Annotated in this window: 12 protein-coding genes, 1 tRNA gene and 1 pseudogene; 7 read left to right on the top strand and 7 right to left on the bottom strand. The window is 68.6% G+C overall.

What is annotated here, in order from left to right; genetic code table 11:
• The 3 genes and pseudogenes from AB0L60_RS30535 to AB0L60_RS30525 form a co-directional block, all read left to right on the top strand.
• Nucleotides 1–535, top strand: a 535-nt coding sequence (locus AB0L60_RS30535) for an SLATT domain-containing protein (RefSeq protein ID WP_364620847.1), incomplete at its 5' end; no start/stop codon positions are given.
• A 343-nt stretch (nt 536–878) separates the two neighbouring features.
• The gene (locus AB0L60_RS30530; protein ID WP_364620844.1) at nt 879–1,379 is read left to right on the top strand and encodes a nitroreductase/quinone reductase family protein; all 501 of its coding nucleotides are present in this window, start codon (nt 879–881) and stop codon (nt 1,377–1,379) included.
• Nucleotides 1,380–2,233: 854 nt separating this feature from the next.
• Nucleotides 2,234–2,671: pseudogene (locus AB0L60_RS30525) on the top strand (site-specific integrase); the annotation flags it as partial.
• A gap of 188 nt (nt 2,672–2,859) precedes the next feature.
• Here the strand turns inward: AB0L60_RS30525 and AB0L60_RS30520 are convergent.
• The 4 genes from AB0L60_RS30520 to AB0L60_RS30505 form a co-directional block, all read right to left on the bottom strand.
• Nucleotides 2,860–2,933, bottom strand: a tRNA-Leu gene (locus tag AB0L60_RS30520).
• 59 nt (nt 2,934–2,992) lie between these two features.
• Entirely contained in the window at nt 2,993–3,838 is an 846-nt protein-coding gene (locus tag AB0L60_RS30515) for a universal stress protein (protein ID WP_364620842.1), read from the bottom strand.
• Between the two features lie 242 nt (nt 3,839–4,080).
• Nucleotides 4,081–4,980: an SDR family oxidoreductase gene (locus tag AB0L60_RS30510; RefSeq protein WP_364620839.1), complete on the bottom strand. Its 900-nt coding sequence runs from the start codon at nt 4,978–4,980 to the stop codon at nt 4,081–4,083.
• Nucleotides 4,977–5,582 carry a TetR/AcrR family transcriptional regulator gene (locus AB0L60_RS30505; RefSeq protein WP_364620836.1) on the bottom strand — a complete coding sequence of 202 codons (606 nt, stop codon included), beginning with the start codon at nt 5,580–5,582 and terminating at the stop codon, nt 4,977–4,979. The genes AB0L60_RS30510 and AB0L60_RS30505 overlap by 4 nt, the downstream gene beginning before the upstream one ends.
• Nucleotides 5,583–5,677: 95 nt before the next feature.
• On the opposite strand from AB0L60_RS30505, the gene AB0L60_RS30500 reads away from it, so the two are divergent.
• Nucleotides 5,678–6,730, top strand: coding sequence for an alpha/beta fold hydrolase (locus tag AB0L60_RS30500; RefSeq protein ID WP_364620833.1), 1,053 nt, complete (start codon nt 5,678–5,680; stop codon nt 6,728–6,730).
• A 76-nt stretch (nt 6,731–6,806) separates the two neighbouring features.
• On the opposite strand, the gene AB0L60_RS30495 is transcribed toward AB0L60_RS30500, so the two are convergent.
• From AB0L60_RS30495 to AB0L60_RS30485, 3 genes are all read right to left on the bottom strand, one after another.
• The gene (locus AB0L60_RS30495; RefSeq protein WP_364620830.1) at nt 6,807–8,639 is read right to left on the bottom strand and encodes an APC family permease; all 1,833 of its coding nucleotides are present in this window, start codon (nt 8,637–8,639) and stop codon (nt 6,807–6,809) included.
• Between the two features lie 86 nt (nt 8,640–8,725).
• Nucleotides 8,726–10,087, bottom strand: a complete 1,362-nt coding sequence (locus AB0L60_RS30490) for an NtaA/DmoA family FMN-dependent monooxygenase (protein WP_364620827.1) — start codon at nt 10,085–10,087, stop codon at nt 8,726–8,728.
• Nucleotides 10,084–11,181 (bottom strand): LLM class flavin-dependent oxidoreductase, encoded by a 1,098-nt coding sequence (locus AB0L60_RS30485; RefSeq protein WP_364620824.1) that lies wholly within the window; start codon nt 11,179–11,181, stop codon nt 10,084–10,086. Before AB0L60_RS30485 ends, AB0L60_RS30490 begins: the two co-directional genes overlap by 4 nt.
• A gap of 172 nt (nt 11,182–11,353) precedes the next feature.
• Here AB0L60_RS30485 and AB0L60_RS30480 point away from each other — a divergent pair, with 172 nt between their 5' ends.
• From AB0L60_RS30480 to AB0L60_RS30470, 3 genes are all read left to right on the top strand, one after another.
• Complete coding sequence (locus AB0L60_RS30480) at nt 11,354–12,247, top strand: hypothetical protein (protein ID WP_364620821.1); 894 nt, start codon at nt 11,354–11,356, stop codon at nt 12,245–12,247.
• 260 nt (nt 12,248–12,507) lie between these two features.
• Complete coding sequence (locus AB0L60_RS30475) at nt 12,508–14,655, top strand: glycosyltransferase family 39 protein (RefSeq protein WP_364620818.1); 2,148 nt, start codon at nt 12,508–12,510, stop codon at nt 14,653–14,655.
• 187 nt (nt 14,656–14,842) lie between these two features.
• The gene (locus AB0L60_RS30470) at nt 14,843–15,979 is read left to right on the top strand and encodes a BTAD domain-containing putative transcriptional regulator (protein WP_364620815.1); all 1,137 of its coding nucleotides are present in this window, start codon (nt 14,843–14,845) and stop codon (nt 15,977–15,979) included.
• The last annotated feature ends 57 nt before the right edge of the window (nt 15,980–16,036 follow it).

Below are 16,036 nucleotides of genomic sequence, written 5' to 3'. Positions count from 1 at the left end.
GCTGGCGACGCCGCCGACAACACCAAGCCCGCCTCTCCCACTACCGCCGCCGCGGCCACCCACTCACCTGAACGCGAGTGTCGTTGCAGTATTAACGCATTTGGAGCTAGCTACCTACGTCCGCATGCAGATCAGTGCCGCCAATGACTACACTCGGCGCCGCAAGCGTGGCTTCCGGTTGCGGTCCGTCACGTTGCGAGTGACCATAGTGGCCTTTTCTGCAGCTTCGACAATAATTCTCGGGCTGCGTCGCCTCGATCCCTCCTGGACGGGTACAGCGTTCGCTCTCGTTGCAGTAGTGACGGCCGTGAGCGCGTTGGAACCCTTTTTCGCTTGGCGGCAACTGTGGGTTGTGATGGAAGAAGCGTCATATCGTTTTCACCGTCTTGCAGACGAGTTGGAGTTTTACGTCGCCACGACAGCGCCAGATGAACTGGACTCCCAATGTATTCGCGACATCTTCGATGAGTACCAGCAAATCTGGGACAAGCTGAGCACTCGTTGGCTGAGCTTCCGCGAGACCGCCGATAGGTAATACCGCTCCACCCCAATAAGCGGACCTCGACAAGAGCGGATGTTGCGTTCTGCCCCCCGGTTTTGCAGTCGTTCCTCTGCTGGGTCGGTCTGGAAGTCGCCCTTCGACCTCGTCGTCCCGAACTATGATCTAGTCCGTTTTGCCTGATTTTGTCAACGCTGGGATGATTGGCGTACCACCTTCAACCAGGCATTCCGCCGTTGGTGGGCTTTAAGTCGGTTGTCGGCGTGGGTGCTCGAGTTTCGGGGCCGCCAGTGATGCGGGACCTTGGTCTCTATCTCTCGATCGCCAGGTCCCGGCAGAGTGCTGGTTGACAGAAGCCGGAATCGCGAGGAGGCGACCTATGTGGCCGTATTCTGCGGCACGGTTGCGGGCCATGTATACAGGTGGGCGGGGCGATGCGACCGCGCGCTGGTTCGCCCGGCTGTGGTCGGTGGTGTTTGCCGTGGGCCTCCAGCCCCAGCGATGGGTGACATTGGAGGTCCCCGGACGTCGGTCCGGGAAGGTGCGGCGCTTCCCGCTGGGCATGGCCGACTGGCACCACCAGTGGTATCTGGTCTCCATGCTCGGCGAGCATTGTGATTGGGTGCGCAACGTCCGAGCCGCACGAGGAGAGGTCGTGCTACGTCACAGGCGTCGACGCCGTGTCCGCCTGGTCGAGGTGCCCGTGCCCGAACGCGCCGCGATCCTGCGACGCTACCTCGACGCGGTGCCCGGCGCTCGCCCGCACATCCCAGTCGACCGCCACGCCGCATTGACTGAGTTCGACACGATCGCCGCTGAATATCCGGTGTTCCGAGTCGACCCCGAAACCGACACTTTGCACCCCACCAATAAGTTCTGAGTCGTAAGTCCCGATGGCTGCGTCTGGCGCTGCTGCGGACGGACTGCGGACGAATCTCGTATCAACGGCTGAGCTGACCATCCGACCAGGGATCGCCGCCCGCCTCGGATCGCCACGGCCAGTTGATCTTCCGATGCTCCGCGCTGGCCAGTTCGGTCAGCGCGGTATGCGGCATGAGCGTGCACTGCCATGCGCGAACCGATCGCAGTGCAACCGTTCTAAGCGCGCACTATGGCTGAGGAATTGGCGCAAAATTGCGATTCGACGGCCGATCGTGCGAGATTGGACCGTCATCCGCAACTCGGCAATAGCGCGCACTGCCTGCGGTCGTACGGCGCTCTGCCCGTTGACCTTCCGATGCCCCGCGTTGGCCGGTTCGGTCAGCGCGGTATGCGGCATGACAGTGCGTTCAGTCCTGGGCGCGATATGCGAGGCAAGGACGCTGTGTGCATGTTCGGCTTTTTGGGTGAATCCCAGTGCGGCTTCCGAGCGGCCGGCGGCGGGCGGATCTGAAGCCCGACCGCCGCCGTTGTCCGGTCACTTTATTCGGATGGGGTCGAGTCCTCGAAGTATTGTTGGATCGGATCGTGTTGCCACGTTGGGGTTCGGTGCCACTGCGGGACATCGAATTCGAGGACATTCAGACCTGGGTGGTGGAACTGCTGGAGTCCGGGAGCTACCGCTTCAAGGGCCGTGGCTTGTCCGCGTCGCGGGTTATCCAGGCGTACCAGGTTCTCGACCAGGTCTTGCGGTTCGCGATCAAGGGGCGGCGTCTTGCGGTCAATCCTGCCGAGGAGGTGGACTTGCCGACAGCCTCGCCCGCCGAAAAGCGGTACCTGACACATGTGCAGGTGATGCGAACGGCGTTGGCCGCTGGCCGGTTTCGTCCGCTGGTGTTCACGTTGGCCTACACCGGAATCCGCTTCGGCGAAGCGGTAGCCTTGCGTGTCGCGTCGGTGGACTTGGACCGCCGGCGGATCTTCGTAGCGCGTTCGGCTACCGCGGTCACCGGTGAGGGTCTGGTGGAGACCGACACAAAGAACCACACGACTCGCTCGGTGCCGATACCGGCGTTCTTGGTCAAGGAGCTGACTAGCTTGATTGCCGATCGTGATCCGGATGCGCGGGTGTTCGAAAGTCGGAAGGGCGGCCCACTGCCGCTCGGCGAATTTCGCTGGGCCTTCGATCACGCGGTCGAGGCGGCCGACGTGAGCGGCATTGTGCCGCACGGACTCCGGCATACCGCCGCCTCGCTGGCGATCAGTGGCGGCGCGAACATCAAGGTCGTACAGAGAATGCTCGGTCATAAGACCGCGACCCTGACGCTCGACCTGTATGGGCACCTCTTCGACGACGACCTCGACCCGGTCGCCGACGCAATGAACGCTGGCGCGATGCTCGCTGCGGGCCACCTGCGGGCCGCGATCTTGAAAGCCAGTTTAAAAGGCGTGTCCGAGAGCGATTTACCAGCGGTTTGTAGTGCCCCCGGACGGGCTCGAACCGTCACTTGGCGGATTTTAAGTCCGCTGCCTCTGCCAATTGGGCTACGGGGGCGTGGGGGTCAGACTACCGAGCCGTACGGTCGTGCTGGTAGCAGGTATTTGGGGGGCGGGTCAGGGGGTGGGGGCGATCATGATGGGGGTTTGGACGGAGAGCAGGAGGGATTGGCTGGTGGAGCCGAAGACCTTGCTGACGAAGCCGCCTCGGCCTCGGGTGCCCACCACCAGAAGCTGGGTGCTGGAGGAGAGTTCGAGGAGGGAGCGTTCGGGGCTGTCGTGGGAGGTTTCGCGGTCTATGCGGACGTTGGGGTAGCGCTCCTGCCAGCCGGCCAGGCTCTCGGCGAGGACGTAGTCGTCTAGGGCGTCCATTTCGGGGTCGTCGGAGGCGCCTTCGGCATGCAGGGCGATGACGGCCACGCCGCGGACCGAGGCTTCGTCGAGGGCCGCCGCGATGGCGGGCTCGCTGATCTTGGTGCCGTCGACGCCGACCAGGATGGGACGGGTGAGCAGATCGGGGGGCAGGGAGACGCCGTCTCGGACCACGACGAACGGGCAGTGGGAGCGGCGGGCGAGGACGGAGCTGACCGAGCCGAGCAGGGCCCGGCGCAGGGTGCCGCCGCCGCGGGCGCCGGCCACGACCATGCGGGCGTCGCGGGTGCGCTCGAGGAGGGTGGGGACCACGGCGCCGGTGCTCAATTCGGTCGTGACCGTGAGGCCGGGGGAGATCTTGGCGGCCTCTTCGGCGCCGGTTTCCAGCAGCCAGTTGCCGTGTTCCTCGAGCCGGGAGTAGTCCTCGGTGGTGATCGTGGTGCCCAGGCCCAGACCCTGGTCGGGGGTGATCTCGAGGACGCGCAGCAGGTGCAGGGGCGCGTGGTGCAAGGCGGCGGTGTGGGCCGCCCAGGCGACGGCCGAACCGGCCGATTCGTCCACGGCGACGATGACGGCTTCCCCTGTCGACATGCTGAGTCCTCTCCCATCGTGAATCATGCGGTGCGGCTGCGGGATAGCTGAGCGGTCGCTATCGACCCTACGCCGACGCGGGTCCACCACGGCCGAGCGGCACCGCGATCAGGGTCACGGGAATTCCGGTCAGGTCCCGGACCGGCGGCGGAACACACCCGCGGCCCCGCCGAGGGGTGTACGGTGACTCGGCGGGGTCGCGGGGCCGGGCTGCGAGCAGCCCATGCGGGCATCCTGGTACCTCAACCCACGTTGAGGTCAAGGCCCGGGGGTGGTCCGCCGGCTCGGCGGAAGTACGTGAGGTTTTCGGCGAGGAAGTCATCCAGGGTGCGCGGCGCACGCCCCAGTATCCGGGCCACCACGCCGGTGGGCTGCTCGGGGCGGGTCCGGGCCAGGAGCTGGATCTCGGTCACGTGGGCGGCCAGCCAATCGGGCAGATGCGCCTGCCGAATCAGGTTGTCGCGCAGTGCCTCCGGCGGTACATCGACATAGCGGATCGGACGGCCGAGCAAGCGGGACAGCCGCGCCGAGATCTCCGGATAGCCGAAGACCTCCGCGCCAGTGAGCGTGTGTACCTGCCCCCGGAGTTCGGGCCGGGTCAGCACGGCGGCCGCGACATCCCCGATGTCACGGCAGTCGACCCAGTTGCAGGCCGTATCGCCCATCGCTCCGACGATGACGCCCTCCGCCAACCCGGGGGCCAGCGTCCGCAGCTTCTGCATGAAGGCGTACGGCCGCAGAATCGTATGCGCGACACCGGACCCGCGCAGATGCTCCTCGATGGCCCAGTGCCAGCGCGAGATCGCGACGGGGGAGTCCGGTTCGGCGGCGGGCGCGGACAACTTCACGATGTGTTCCACACCGCTGCTCACCGCCAGGTCGATGGCACGCGTCTCGAACTCGACCTGCCGCGGGCCGTTCACCATTGTGAGGAACAGCTGCGATGCTCCGTCGAACCCCGCGCGCAGCGATTCCGGGTCGGCGGCATCGGCGGCCGCGAACTCCACGCCGCGCACCTCGCCGAGCCGATCTCGCAATCGGGCGGGGTCCCGGCTCAGCGCCCGGCACCGCACCCCGAGTTCTCGGAGTCCTTGTAGCGCAGCGCCGCCGGTCTCCCCGGACGCTCCCATCACCACGATCATTCCGATGTCCTTTCGCCCGCCGAAATCAGCCCGGTCAGCACGAGGTCGACGACCCGCTCGGCGTAGTCGCCGGACAGCGGCTCCCGGGTGAGCAGTTTGCGGAAATGAATTGGCGCCGTCAGTATTTCGAGCACCAGCCAGGGGTCCGGAGCCGTCTTCAGCTCACCTCGTTCGACAGCGCGATCGAGCATCGCGCATGCGCCGTCCAGGCGAACCCGCCAGAATTCCGCGCGGGATTCCGCGAGTTCCGGGTTGTCGCTCGCACTCGCCATGGCCCGCCCCAGCATCGTGCCGAGTGGCGAATCGACGATCGCCACCATGGATCGGTTGAATGCGATCAGGTCCGTGCGCAGTGATCCGGTGTCCGGTACGGGCAGGTTCTCCGCGCTGTGCTCCAGCATCGCGTCGAAGATCAGCCGTTCGCGGGTCTTCCAGCGCCGGTAGATCGAGCTCTCGTGCACGCCCGCCCGGGTGGCGACCGCGCCGATGCTCAGCTGGTCGAATCCATTGTCGGCCAGCACTTCCAAGGTCGCGTCCAGCACGGCCTGCCGGACGCGCGCGGAGCGGCCGCCTGTCCGGCGGCGAACTTCCGAATCGGTCACCCGGCAATATTAACGCAAGGAGTCTTGCGTTAGGTCCCGTCGAAGCTTACCGTTCCTAAACGCAATCATCTTTGCGTTAGTGGTAGGAGGATCGAATGGCGTTCCAGTGGCAGATCGACCCGCGGGACCTTTTCGTCGAGCGATACCCGCAGATGGTGGGTACCGGCTTGCCGCAGGCCGACGTCGACACCACGCGGGCGGCCATCACGGACATGTGGCTGGACGGCCCGGGCGGCTGGGTGCACGAATGGTCCACCCTGGCCGGGGGATACGCGGCCACCGGACAGCACCGGCTCGCGGCGCTGGCCTACGGCTGGGCCAAGTTCCCCACCCTGGCCGACGAGTCCAAGCGTGCGGCGCTATCCGAGCAGGCTGATCAATACCTGCTCGCCGCACCGGATTTCGGCCTCGACTTCACCAGGCTGACCGTCGAGGCTCCGTATCGCGGCGTGCGGATCGATGTCCCGGTGCACCTGCTGACCCCGCCCGGCTGGTCGGCCGCCGACCCCGTTCTGCTCGCCTCCGGCGGCGTCGACTCCTGGAAGATCGACCTGCACTCGCTGTTCGCCGACCTGGCCCTGCGTACCGGAATGCGCGTGCTGGCCTTCGACATTCCGGGCACCGGCGAGACGCCCGTGCCCATGTCCGCCGACGGCGGCTACGGCGTGGTCCGCGCGATCATCGACCGCGCCCGCACCCTCGGCAATGGCCGAGTCGCGCATCTGGGTATCTCCATGGGCGGCTGGTTCTCCGCCCGCTCCGGCCTGGCCGCCGAGGTGGACGCCGCCATCGTGCTGGGCGGCCCGATCGAGCGTGCCTTCGACCCGGACCGTACCTGGGCCTACGGCATGCGCGGAATCATCGGCAATGCATTGGGTTTCGACACCGAGCCCACCGATGCCGAACTCGCGCAGCGCATGTCCCCGTTCACGCTGCGGCAGTGGCTGGATCGCGACTGGAACGCGCCCATGCTCGTGCTCAACGGCGCGGACGACGTGCACATCCCGGCCGCCGACACCCTGGTCTTCGAGGACCGCCGTGACATCGAGGTGCATCTGCTCCCGGACACGGGGCACTGCGCGATCACCAAATTGCCGGAGGCGACCCGGATCATGGTCGATTGGCTGGTCTCGACCACCGCCTGGTGACCGGGAGGCTGACGGCGCCCTCGGGCCACACCACTGTCACGGGCGTGTCGCGCGCGCTCGCTGTCGCCACCACTGATCAATCCACCCGCACGGCCAGGGTCGCCACCACGGCATCGGTGCGGGCGCGCAGCGCGGCGGTGAGCACCGGCCCGCGCGGATTGTGCAGCAGCCGATGCCACCAGCGGCGCGTCTCGACCTGCGTGAGCAGCACCGTCACCTGGTGGCCCTTGGTCGTCTGCTTGCGCACGTACCCGACCAGCGTGGCCACCAGGCTGCGGTTCGGAGCGGGCAGCACCATGAGCGGCACGCCCGGATTCCACTTCTTCCATTGCGCCCCAAGATGTTTCGCCGAGTCAGGTTCGATGGCCACGGCCACCGCCACCACCTCGCCGTCCAGTCGCAGCGCGGTGGTCAGGGCCTGCTCGGTGAGCGCGCTGACGGCCACCACCGGCACCACGATGAGGCTGGTCTTCGTGCCGGGTGCCGGCGCGGGCGGAATCCGGCCCAGCCCCAGCATCTTCGCGACCTGCGCGTAGTAGTTCTCGGTGCGCGCGAACAGCAGCACCAGGGCGGGGATGATGATCAAGAGCAGCCACGCGCCCTCACGGAACTTCTCCAGCATCAGCACCACCCCGGCGACAGCGGTGAGCACCGCGCCGAAACCATTGAGCAGCGCGCGCGGCAGCCAGCCCGGTCCGCGCACCTCCCGCCAGTGCCGCACCAGACCGATCTGGCTGATGGTGAATCCGATGAACACGCCGATCGCGAACACCGGCAGCAGCCGATGCGTGTCCGCCTTCACGATGAACAGCACGATCGCCGCCAGGATCGCCAGCGCGGCCACGCCGTACCGGAACACCGGCCGCTCCGACCGCATGGCGAAGGCGTGCGCCACCCGGTGGTCCTTGGCCAGCAGCGACAGCAGCACCGGCAGCCCGCCGAAACTGGTGTTGGCGGCCAGCACCAGCACCACGGTCACCGCGATATTGGTCAGATAGAACATCCAGCCGGTGCCGAACGCGGCCGCCGAGAGCTGCGCCAGAATCGTCACGTCCCCGCGCGGCACCATGTGGTACTGCCGGATGAGCATCGACAGCCCGATCAGCATGGTCCCCAGCAGCGCGCCCAGCGCCATCTCGGTGTGCTGGGCGCGTTTCACCGCGGGTGTGCGGAAGGCGGGCACCGCGTTGGCGATGGCCTCGACACCGGTCAGCGCCGAGCAGCCGGCCGAGAACGCCTTGAGCAGCAACACGATTCCCACCGACTCGACCGGTTCCACCGGACCCAGGTCGGTGCCGATGAGCGCGACGGGATCGTGGTGCAGGAAGCCGCCGGCGATCACCGCGAAGACGGCCAGTATGAACACGATGGTCGGCCCCATCAGCACCTTGGCCGATTCCGCGATGCCGATCAGGTTCAGCACCGTCAGCATCACCAGCCCGAGCAGCGTCACCAGCAGCAGATGATGGGCCAGGGCGGGGAAGGCGCTGGCCAAGCTGGCCGCGCCCGCCGCCAGGCTGACCGCCACGGTCAGCACGTAGTCGACGACCAGGCTGGCCGCCGCCAGCAGCGCGGCCCCGCGCCCGAGATCCTTCTTGGCCACCGCGTACGCGCCGCCGCCATCCGGGTGCACCGCGATGACCTGCCGATACGACAGCACCAGCACGAGCAGCAGCGCCGTGATGGCCAGCGACACCGGCAGCGTCCACGACACCGCCTCGACCCCGGCCGGAATCAGCGCCAGCACAATGGCTTCCGGGCCATAGGCCACGCTCGACAGGGCGTCCAGCGACAGCGCCGCCAGCCCGCCCAGCGCGGTCAGCCGGTAGGCGTCCCCGCGCTGATCCCGGCGCAGCCGCCGGTCGACGGCCAGCGGATGCCTCTTCGGAGTCTCGAGTGTCTCGACCACGGCCCTCATTGAACGCGGCCGCCGCCCGGACCTCGCGGTATGACACCGCTTTCCGGCGTACTTTCGCGAGGAGTGGGGAGCGGGCGTCAGCGCCGGGTGAGGGGCGGGCGCAGGCCCAGGTGTTCGCGCAGGGTGACGCCGGTGTAGGCGGTCCGATACGAACCGCGTTCCTGGAGTTCGGGGATCAGCAGGTCCACGATCTCGTCCAGACCGGCCGGAACCCGCCACGGGGTGATGTTGAAGCCGTGGCTCGCGCCGTGCCGCACCCAGCGGGTGAGCTCATCGGCGACCTGCCCCGGCGTGCCCGCGAAACCGAAACGGGCCGTGGTCTCGACGGCCACCTGCCGCAGCGTCAGCCCCTTCGACTCGGCCAGCGCCCGCCACTGCGCCACGATCGCCCCGCGGTCCTGCCCGTCCCGCTGCGCGCCGCGGGTGGACGAAATCACCGACGGCGCCGGATCTTCCGCGGGCAGCGGGCCGTCCGGATCCAGGTGCGACAGATCCCGTCCCCATACCTGCCCCGCCAGCGAGAGCGCCGTCGCGCCGGTGATCTGCTGCTCCAGCACCCAGCGCCGCTTCTCCTCTACCTCGGCGGCGGTCTCGGCCAGCACGATCTGGGTGCCGGGCAGAATCCGGATATCGTCGGCGGGCCGCCCCGCCGCGACGAGCCGGGCACGAATATCGTTCGCGAATTCCAGGGCCGGATCGAAGTCAGTGCCGAAGGGGGAGAAGATGACCTCCGCCTGCGCGGCCGCGAAATCGCGACCGGCGGGGGAGACGCCCGCCTGGAAGATCACCGGATGACCTTGCGGACTCCGCGGCACCGTCGGGGTGATCGCGACCTTGAATTGCGCGCTGTCGCGTTCGATCACGCGCACCGCACCGGGCTGCAGCCAGCTCTCTTGCTCGCGGGTCGCGGCAATGGCATCGCCGGACCAGGCATCCCAGATCTCCCGTGCCAGGCTCAGGAATTCGGCGGCGCGCTCGTAGCGCCGGGTGTGATCCAGGAATCCGCCGCGCCGGAAATTCTCACCGGTCCAGGCATTGTCGGTGGTCACCACATTCCACCCCGCGCGCCCGCCCGACAGCACATCCAGGCTCGCCAGCCGGCGCGCCAGATCGGCGGGCTCGTTGTAGGTGGCATTCTGCGTGGCCACCAGGCCGATTCGCGTGGTGATTCCCGCCAGCGCCGCCAATTGCGTGATGGCGTCGGGCCGTCCGGCGATATCGGTGTCCAGCAGCTGCCCGTCCTGTTCGCGCAGGCGCAGGCCCTCACCCAGGAAGAAGGCGTCGAACAGGCCGCGCTCGGCGGTGGTGGCGACCCGGCGGAAGGTCTCGAAGTCGATCTGCGAACCGCTGCTCGGATCCGCCCAGATGGTGTGGTGATTGACGCCCTGGAAGAAGACCCCGAAATGCACCTGGGCGTCGGGGAAGGGGACCTCGGTCATCGGGCGAGCTCCTTGACGTAGCGGTTGGCGGGGCGGGCCAGGCCCAGATTCGCGCGCAGCGTCGAACCGGGGACCGGGCGATGAGCGAGACCCGCGCGCAGCAGGGCGGGGAGGACGTAGCGGGCGAGGACGGGAAGGTCCTCGTCGATGACGGCCGGATGGAGGCGGACGCCGTCGGCGATCGGGGCCAGCTCGGTGAGCCGGGCGGTCAGCTCGGCGTGCGAGCCCGAAAAGGACAGTCGCCCAGTGGATCCGGGGTCGCCGTGACTGTCCAGATCCGTGCGGCGTTCCGCGGCGGTCGCGGTCGGCGTGTCCAGGGTGACCTCGATATCCACGAGTACGCGCGAAACCCCTTCCGCTCGGGCGTTCTCGATCGCCTCGTGAATCCCGGGCAGCGTGGTCCCGCTCACCAGTGCCACATCGATGCCCTCGGTTCCCGCTGTGCCGTAACCGAATACGACGACCTGTCCCTGTGGCGGCCGGGGCACGATGGCCGGGCCCTTCACCGAGAAGGTCTCGCCCATGAAATCGATGTAGTGCAGCTTGTCGCGGTCCAGGAACTTCCCGGCCGCGTAGTCGCGGACGACCGCGTCGTCCTCCCACGAATCCCACAGTCGCCGTGCGACTTCGACGGCATCGACGCGCTCGCGCCGGATCTCGGCGGGGGTCTCGCGGGCGGTGGCTCCCCAGGCCCGGGCCGCACCCGGCTCGTCGACGGCCAGCCAGCCGGCTCGGCCGCGCGCGGCATAGTCCAGCGAGGCCAGCTGCGACGACAGGTGGAACGGCTCCGCGTAGGTCGCCGCCGACACCGGGACCAGGCCGAGGGTGCTGGTGGTGGCCGCGACGAAGGCCGCGCGGGTGGTGGCATCGAGCCGCCCGCCCGGACCGGGGCCGGGGTTCAGGGCATCGTCGAATGTTGCGAAGGTGAAGCCCGCGTTCTCCGCCGCCTGGGCCCGGGTGCGCACGGTCTGTGGATGCAATAGACGGTCTGGTTCGTGTCCGGCTCGATGCCACGCGGCGGGGTGGTGACCCTCCCCGTCGAGTTCGATTCCCAACGCGAACAGGCCCGTTCGGTACTCGCTCTCGCTCGCCATGGGTTGGACGATTGTCGAACCGTCCTCGTCCGGCCACGGTTGCCGTCACGGTGATCCGAACCCGCGCCGATTCGGTGGTGATCCGGTTCACAACAGCACGTCTTGCGCATACCCCCTGGGGGTATTAATTTGATCTTTTGTAAGGCATCGAAGCAGTTGAGAGGGAAGAGAAATGACCACCCAGGCGCACACCGGACACCACGACCACGCGGCTCACGGCGATCACGCCGCGCATGCTCACCACGCGGCCCCGGTCGACCACACTGCTCACGCTCACCATGCCGATCACGCGGCCCACGCCGGGCACGGCGATCACGCGGCCCACGAGGCGCGCGGTGGCCACACCCACGGCGGCCTGCCGGGCGGACTCCAGATCACCCAGGACGGTTACACCCTCGACCTCGCCGAAAAGGTCGTAACCGCAGGCGAAATCGAGTTCCGGTTCCGCATCCTGGGCCCGGACGGCATGCCCGTCAACGACTTCGACGCCATCCACGACAAGGAACTGCACCTGATCGTCGTGCAGCGCGAGCTGACCGGCTTCTGGCACGTGCACCCGGAGCGGCAGGCCGACGGCACCTGGACCGTCCGGCTGAACCTGCCCGAGGCGGGCGCCTACCGCGCCTTCACCGATATCGCGCCGCGCGCCCTCGGCAAGACCATCACGCTGGGAGCCGATTTCGCCATCGCGGGCGACTACCGGCCCGGCACCGCGCCGGAACCGCAGCGCACCATCACCGTCGACGGCTACGAGGTCACCCTGGACGGCGATCTGGTTCCCGGCGAGGGCCGCCTGCTCACCCTCACCGTGCGCAAGGACGGCGCGGCCGTCACCGATCTGCAGCCCTACCTGGCGGCCTACGGCCATCTGGTGATCCTGCGCGCCGGCGATCTGGCCTACGTCCATGTGCACCCGAACGGTGAGCCCGGCGACGGCGTCACCGCGCCCGGCCCCGGCATCACCTTCCACACCGCCGTTCCCGGCCGCGGCACCTACCGGCTGTTCCTCGATTTCAAGCACGTCGGCAAGGTCCGCACCGCCGCCTTCACCCTGCCCACCGTCTGACCACACCCGCCCGGATCGGAGAAGCCATGGGCGACTGCCGATGTCCCCGGAGCAGGACAACCGAACAACGCGGTCCGCAGCGCCGGACGACACGCGGAAGGGCATCCGGATGGATGCCCTTCCTGCTGTTGGCCCAGGTAGAAGGGCCCTCGCGGTCTCTCACAGGGAACTCCCAGCCGACCTGAAGCTCGGTTCGAAACCCGCCGCCTAGGCTCCGCGAGGTCAATCGGAATCTGGGAACACAGGAAGGCGGGTGTGGCATGTCGACCATCACCAGCGTCGCGAGCGATGCGGCCTCCTCCGGAGGCGGCGACGCCTCCACCGGGGAGGACAACGCAGCCTTGTCGGAGGGCAGGCGCGCGTCGCGGTGGGCGACGCTGCTCACCCCGCCCGGGCAGCCGCGCTGGGAGCGACCGGCCACCCTGGCGCTGCTGATCGCCACGGCCGTCGTCTACCTGTGGGGCCTCGGCGGCGCGGGCTGGGGCAACGGCTATTACGCCGCCGCCGTGCAGTCCGGCACCCAGAGCTGGAAGGCCCTGCTGTTCGCGTCCCTGGACCCGCAGAACTCCATCACCGTCGACAAGCCGCCCGCCGCCATGTGGGTGATGGGCCTGTCCGGCCGCATCTTCGGCTTCAACTCCTGGTCCATGTTCGCGCCGCAGGCCCTCATGGGCGTGGCCGCGGTGGCGCTGCTCATCGCCGCGGTGCGGCGCTGGGCCGGACCTGCCGCCGGCCTCATCGCCGGCGCGGCGCTCGCGGTGACCCCGGTGGCGGCCATGATGTTCCGCTTCAACAACCCCGACGCCCTCATGCTCCTGCTGCTGGTGGCCGCCGCGTACTGCACGGTGCGGGCCATCGACGCCCGCGGCGAACGCTTCTGGTCCGGCAGCACCGGCTGGCTGGTCGGCGCGGGCGTGCTCATGGGGCTCGGCTTCCTCGCCAAGATGATGCAGGCCTTCCTGGTGCTGCCCGGCCTCGCGCTGGTGGTGCTGGTGGCCGGTGCGGGCGGATGGCGCACGCGCATCACGCAATTGGCGTCCGCGGGCGTGGCCGTGGTGCTGTCCGCGGGCTGGTATGCGGCGCTGGTCGAACTGTGGCCCGCCGGATCCCGGCCCTACATCGGCGGTTCCACCAGCAACAGCCTCTGGGAACTGGCCGTCGACTACAACGGCCTCGGCCGGGTGCTGGGGAACAAGAACGGCGGCGGCCACCGGCCCACGTCACCCCCGATGCCCACACCGGATCCAGCTCAGCATGCCGACCCGTCCCAGATGCACGGCGGCTTCGGCGGTTTCGGTTCGCAGCCCGGCCTCACCCGCCTGTTCAGCGGTGAACTCGCCACCGAATTCTCGTGGCTGCTGCCCGCCGCGCTGATCGCCTTGATCGCCGGACTGTGGCTGACCCGCCGGCTGCCGCGCACCGATCGCGTGCGCGCCGGCCTGCTGCTGTGGGGTGGCTGGCTGCTGGTCACCGCGGCCGTGCTCAGCTACATGAGCCGCAGCTTCCACTCGTACTACGCCATGGAACTGGTGCCAGCGATGGCCGCGTTGATCGGCATCGGCGCGACCCAATTGTGGCAGCGCCGTACGCATCTCGCGGCCCGCGGCACCCTCGCGGTCATGTCGCTCGCCACCGGCGGGTGGTCGTTCGCGCTGCTGCACCGCACCCCCGAATGGCTGCCGTGGCTGCGCTGGACGCTGGTGGCGCTGTCGGTGGTCGCCGCGGCCGTGCTGCTGGTCGCCCCGAAGCTGCCGCGCTTCGCGCTCGCCATCGGCGTCTTCGCCCTGTTCGCCGGTCTGCTCGCTCCCACCGTCTACACCCTCGAGACCGTCGCCCAGGTGCACAATGGCGGCAGCCCGACCGCCGGTCCGCCCCGCAGCGAACACGGTGGCGGCGCCGGCCAGCGCGGCGGCGTGGCCGACCCGCAGATCGCCGGCCTCATCGCGGGCAGTGTCACCCGTTGGGCCGCAGCCGCTATCGGCGCTCAGGACGTCAGCTCGCTCGAATTGAGCACGGGCAAGGCGCTGCTCGCGGTCGGTGGCTTCAGCGGTCGCGACGATTCACCGACGCTGGCCCAGTTCCAGCAGTACGTCGCCGACCACCAGATCGGCTACCTGCTGGTGCGTCAGCGCGAGGAATCCGGACAGGACAACAACTCTCGGGATGGCCAGCCGAATGCCGGTCAGCCGAGCAACCCCCCGTCCGGCCACAACCACTCCGGCGCGGGCCGCGATACCCAGCCGGGCGGTGCCGACCCCCAGTCGGGCCAGGGCGGCAACGCGCCGCAGTCCGGCCCGGGCAATGCGGAGTCGGATCAGTCCACCTCCGCCCAGATCACCGCCTGGGTGAAGGCGAACTACCCGGTCACCATGATGGGCGGCGTGGAGGTCTACAACCTCAACCCCTGACCGGGGACAGCATCCACGGGCATGTACTGGTGCGGGTACCGGTGCATGCCCGTGGTATTCGCGCTCAGGTGGAACGAATTCGGGTCGGGGACCGACCAGTTCGGTGAGAGGAATTCGGCGGATGCGAGGGGCGGCCGTGGATGGCTACAGTGACGGGCGACAGCTGGGGCCGGGTGGGAGGTCGGCGATGGGCGAGGTGCGCGCGCGGGTGGGGGTGCTCGGCCCGGTGCAGCTGACCATCGACGGGGTGGCCCAGCCGCTGGGCGGGCCCAAACAGCGCGCGGTGCTCGCCTACCTGGCGATCAACGCCAACCGTCCGGTATCCGTCGAGGCGCTCGCCAGCGCGGTCTGGGAGGACAATCCGCCGCCCGACGTACGCGTCAGCCTGCACGCCATCATCTCCAATCTGCGCAAGCCCCTGCGCGACGGCGGCATCGACGCCCGGAACATGCTGCAGCACATGGGCACCGGCTATCGCATCGTGCTCGCGGACCCCGCCTGCGATGTCTTCCGCTTCCGTGCCCGCCGCGAGAACGGCCTGCGCGCCCTCGCCGCCGGACGGTTCGCCGCCGCCTCCGACGCCCTCTGCGACGCGCTCGCCCAGTGGCGCGGACCGGTCCTGTCCGATCTGCGCGGACTCGGCTTCGCCGACGCCTACGCCGTCGCCCTCGACGACGAGCGCATCGGCGTCATCGAGGCCCGCGCCGAGGCCGATATCGCTCAGGGCCGCGCCGAGGGCGTGGTCTCCGAATTGGCCCTGCTGGTGCGCGATCATCCCCTGCGGGAGTCGCTCTGGGAGCAGCTGATCACCGCGCTCTACCTGACCGGCAGGCAGTCCGACGCGCTCGAGGCGGCCCGCCGGCTGCGCGGCATCCTCGCCGAGGAACTCGGCATCGATCCGGGGCATCGCATCCGGGAGCTGGAATCGCGCATCCTGCGCCAGGATCAGCTCAGTGTGCCGGCGGTCCCGGCGGCCTCGGCCACCCGCGCCACCACCATCGTGGACCGCAGCCGGCACGAGCCGCAGGCGCTGCTGCGCGACCGTTCCGGGAACGTCTTCCCGGTGATCGGCTCCACGACCCGCATCGGCCGCCTGTCCGACAATGACATCGCGCTCCCCGACGGCCGGGTCAGCCGCCACCACGCGCTGCTCATCGACAACGGGCACACCTGGGTGATCAAGGACCTGCACTCCTCCAACGGCGTCTATGTCGATGGCGCACGGGTTGCCGACAGCGGATTATTGTCCGATGGAGCGGTGTTGCGCATCGGCGATACCGAACTGGTCTTCCTGCTGGTTCGCGACGAGGACAACGCCGGCTGAACAGCAGTGAATGCCACATGACAGATCCGCGACGTCCGGAGCCAATGATTAACTGAC

The sequence above is a fragment of the Nocardia sp. NPDC051981 genome, from assembly GCF_040680715.1.
In the GTDB taxonomy this organism is placed as follows: domain Bacteria; phylum Actinomycetota; class Actinomycetes; order Mycobacteriales; family Mycobacteriaceae; genus Nocardia.
The sequence above is the reverse complement of the archived record's forward strand: the minus strand, read 5'-3'. Positions and strand labels throughout refer to the sequence as shown.

Bases quoted from the DNA above. Each gene is read 5' to 3' on its own strand.
- AB0L60_RS30530 (WP_364620844.1), top strand. From the start codon at position 879: ATGTGGCCGTATTCTGCGGCACGGTTGCGGGCCATGTATACAGGTGGG.
- AB0L60_RS30515 (WP_364620842.1), bottom strand. From the start codon at position 3,838: ATGTCGACAGGGGAAGCCGTCATCGTCGCCGTGGACGAATCGGCCGGT.
- AB0L60_RS30510 (WP_364620839.1), bottom strand. From the start codon at position 4,980: ATGATCGTGGTGATGGGAGCGTCCGGGGAGACCGGCGGCGCTGCGCTA.
- AB0L60_RS30500 (WP_364620833.1), top strand. From the start codon at position 5,678: ATGGCGTTCCAGTGGCAGATCGACCCGCGGGACCTTTTCGTCGAGCGA.
- AB0L60_RS30490 (WP_364620827.1), bottom strand. From the start codon at position 10,087: ATGACCGAGGTCCCCTTCCCCGACGCCCAGGTGCATTTCGGGGTCTTC.
- AB0L60_RS30485 (WP_364620824.1), bottom strand. From the start codon at position 11,181: ATGGCGAGCGAGAGCGAGTACCGAACGGGCCTGTTCGCGTTGGGAATC.
- AB0L60_RS30480 (WP_364620821.1), top strand. From the start codon at position 11,354: ATGACCACCCAGGCGCACACCGGACACCACGACCACGCGGCTCACGGC.
- AB0L60_RS30475 (WP_364620818.1), top strand. From the start codon at position 12,508: ATGTCGACCATCACCAGCGTCGCGAGCGATGCGGCCTCCTCCGGAGGC.
- AB0L60_RS30470 (WP_364620815.1), top strand. From the start codon at position 14,843: ATGGGCGAGGTGCGCGCGCGGGTGGGGGTGCTCGGCCCGGTGCAGCTG.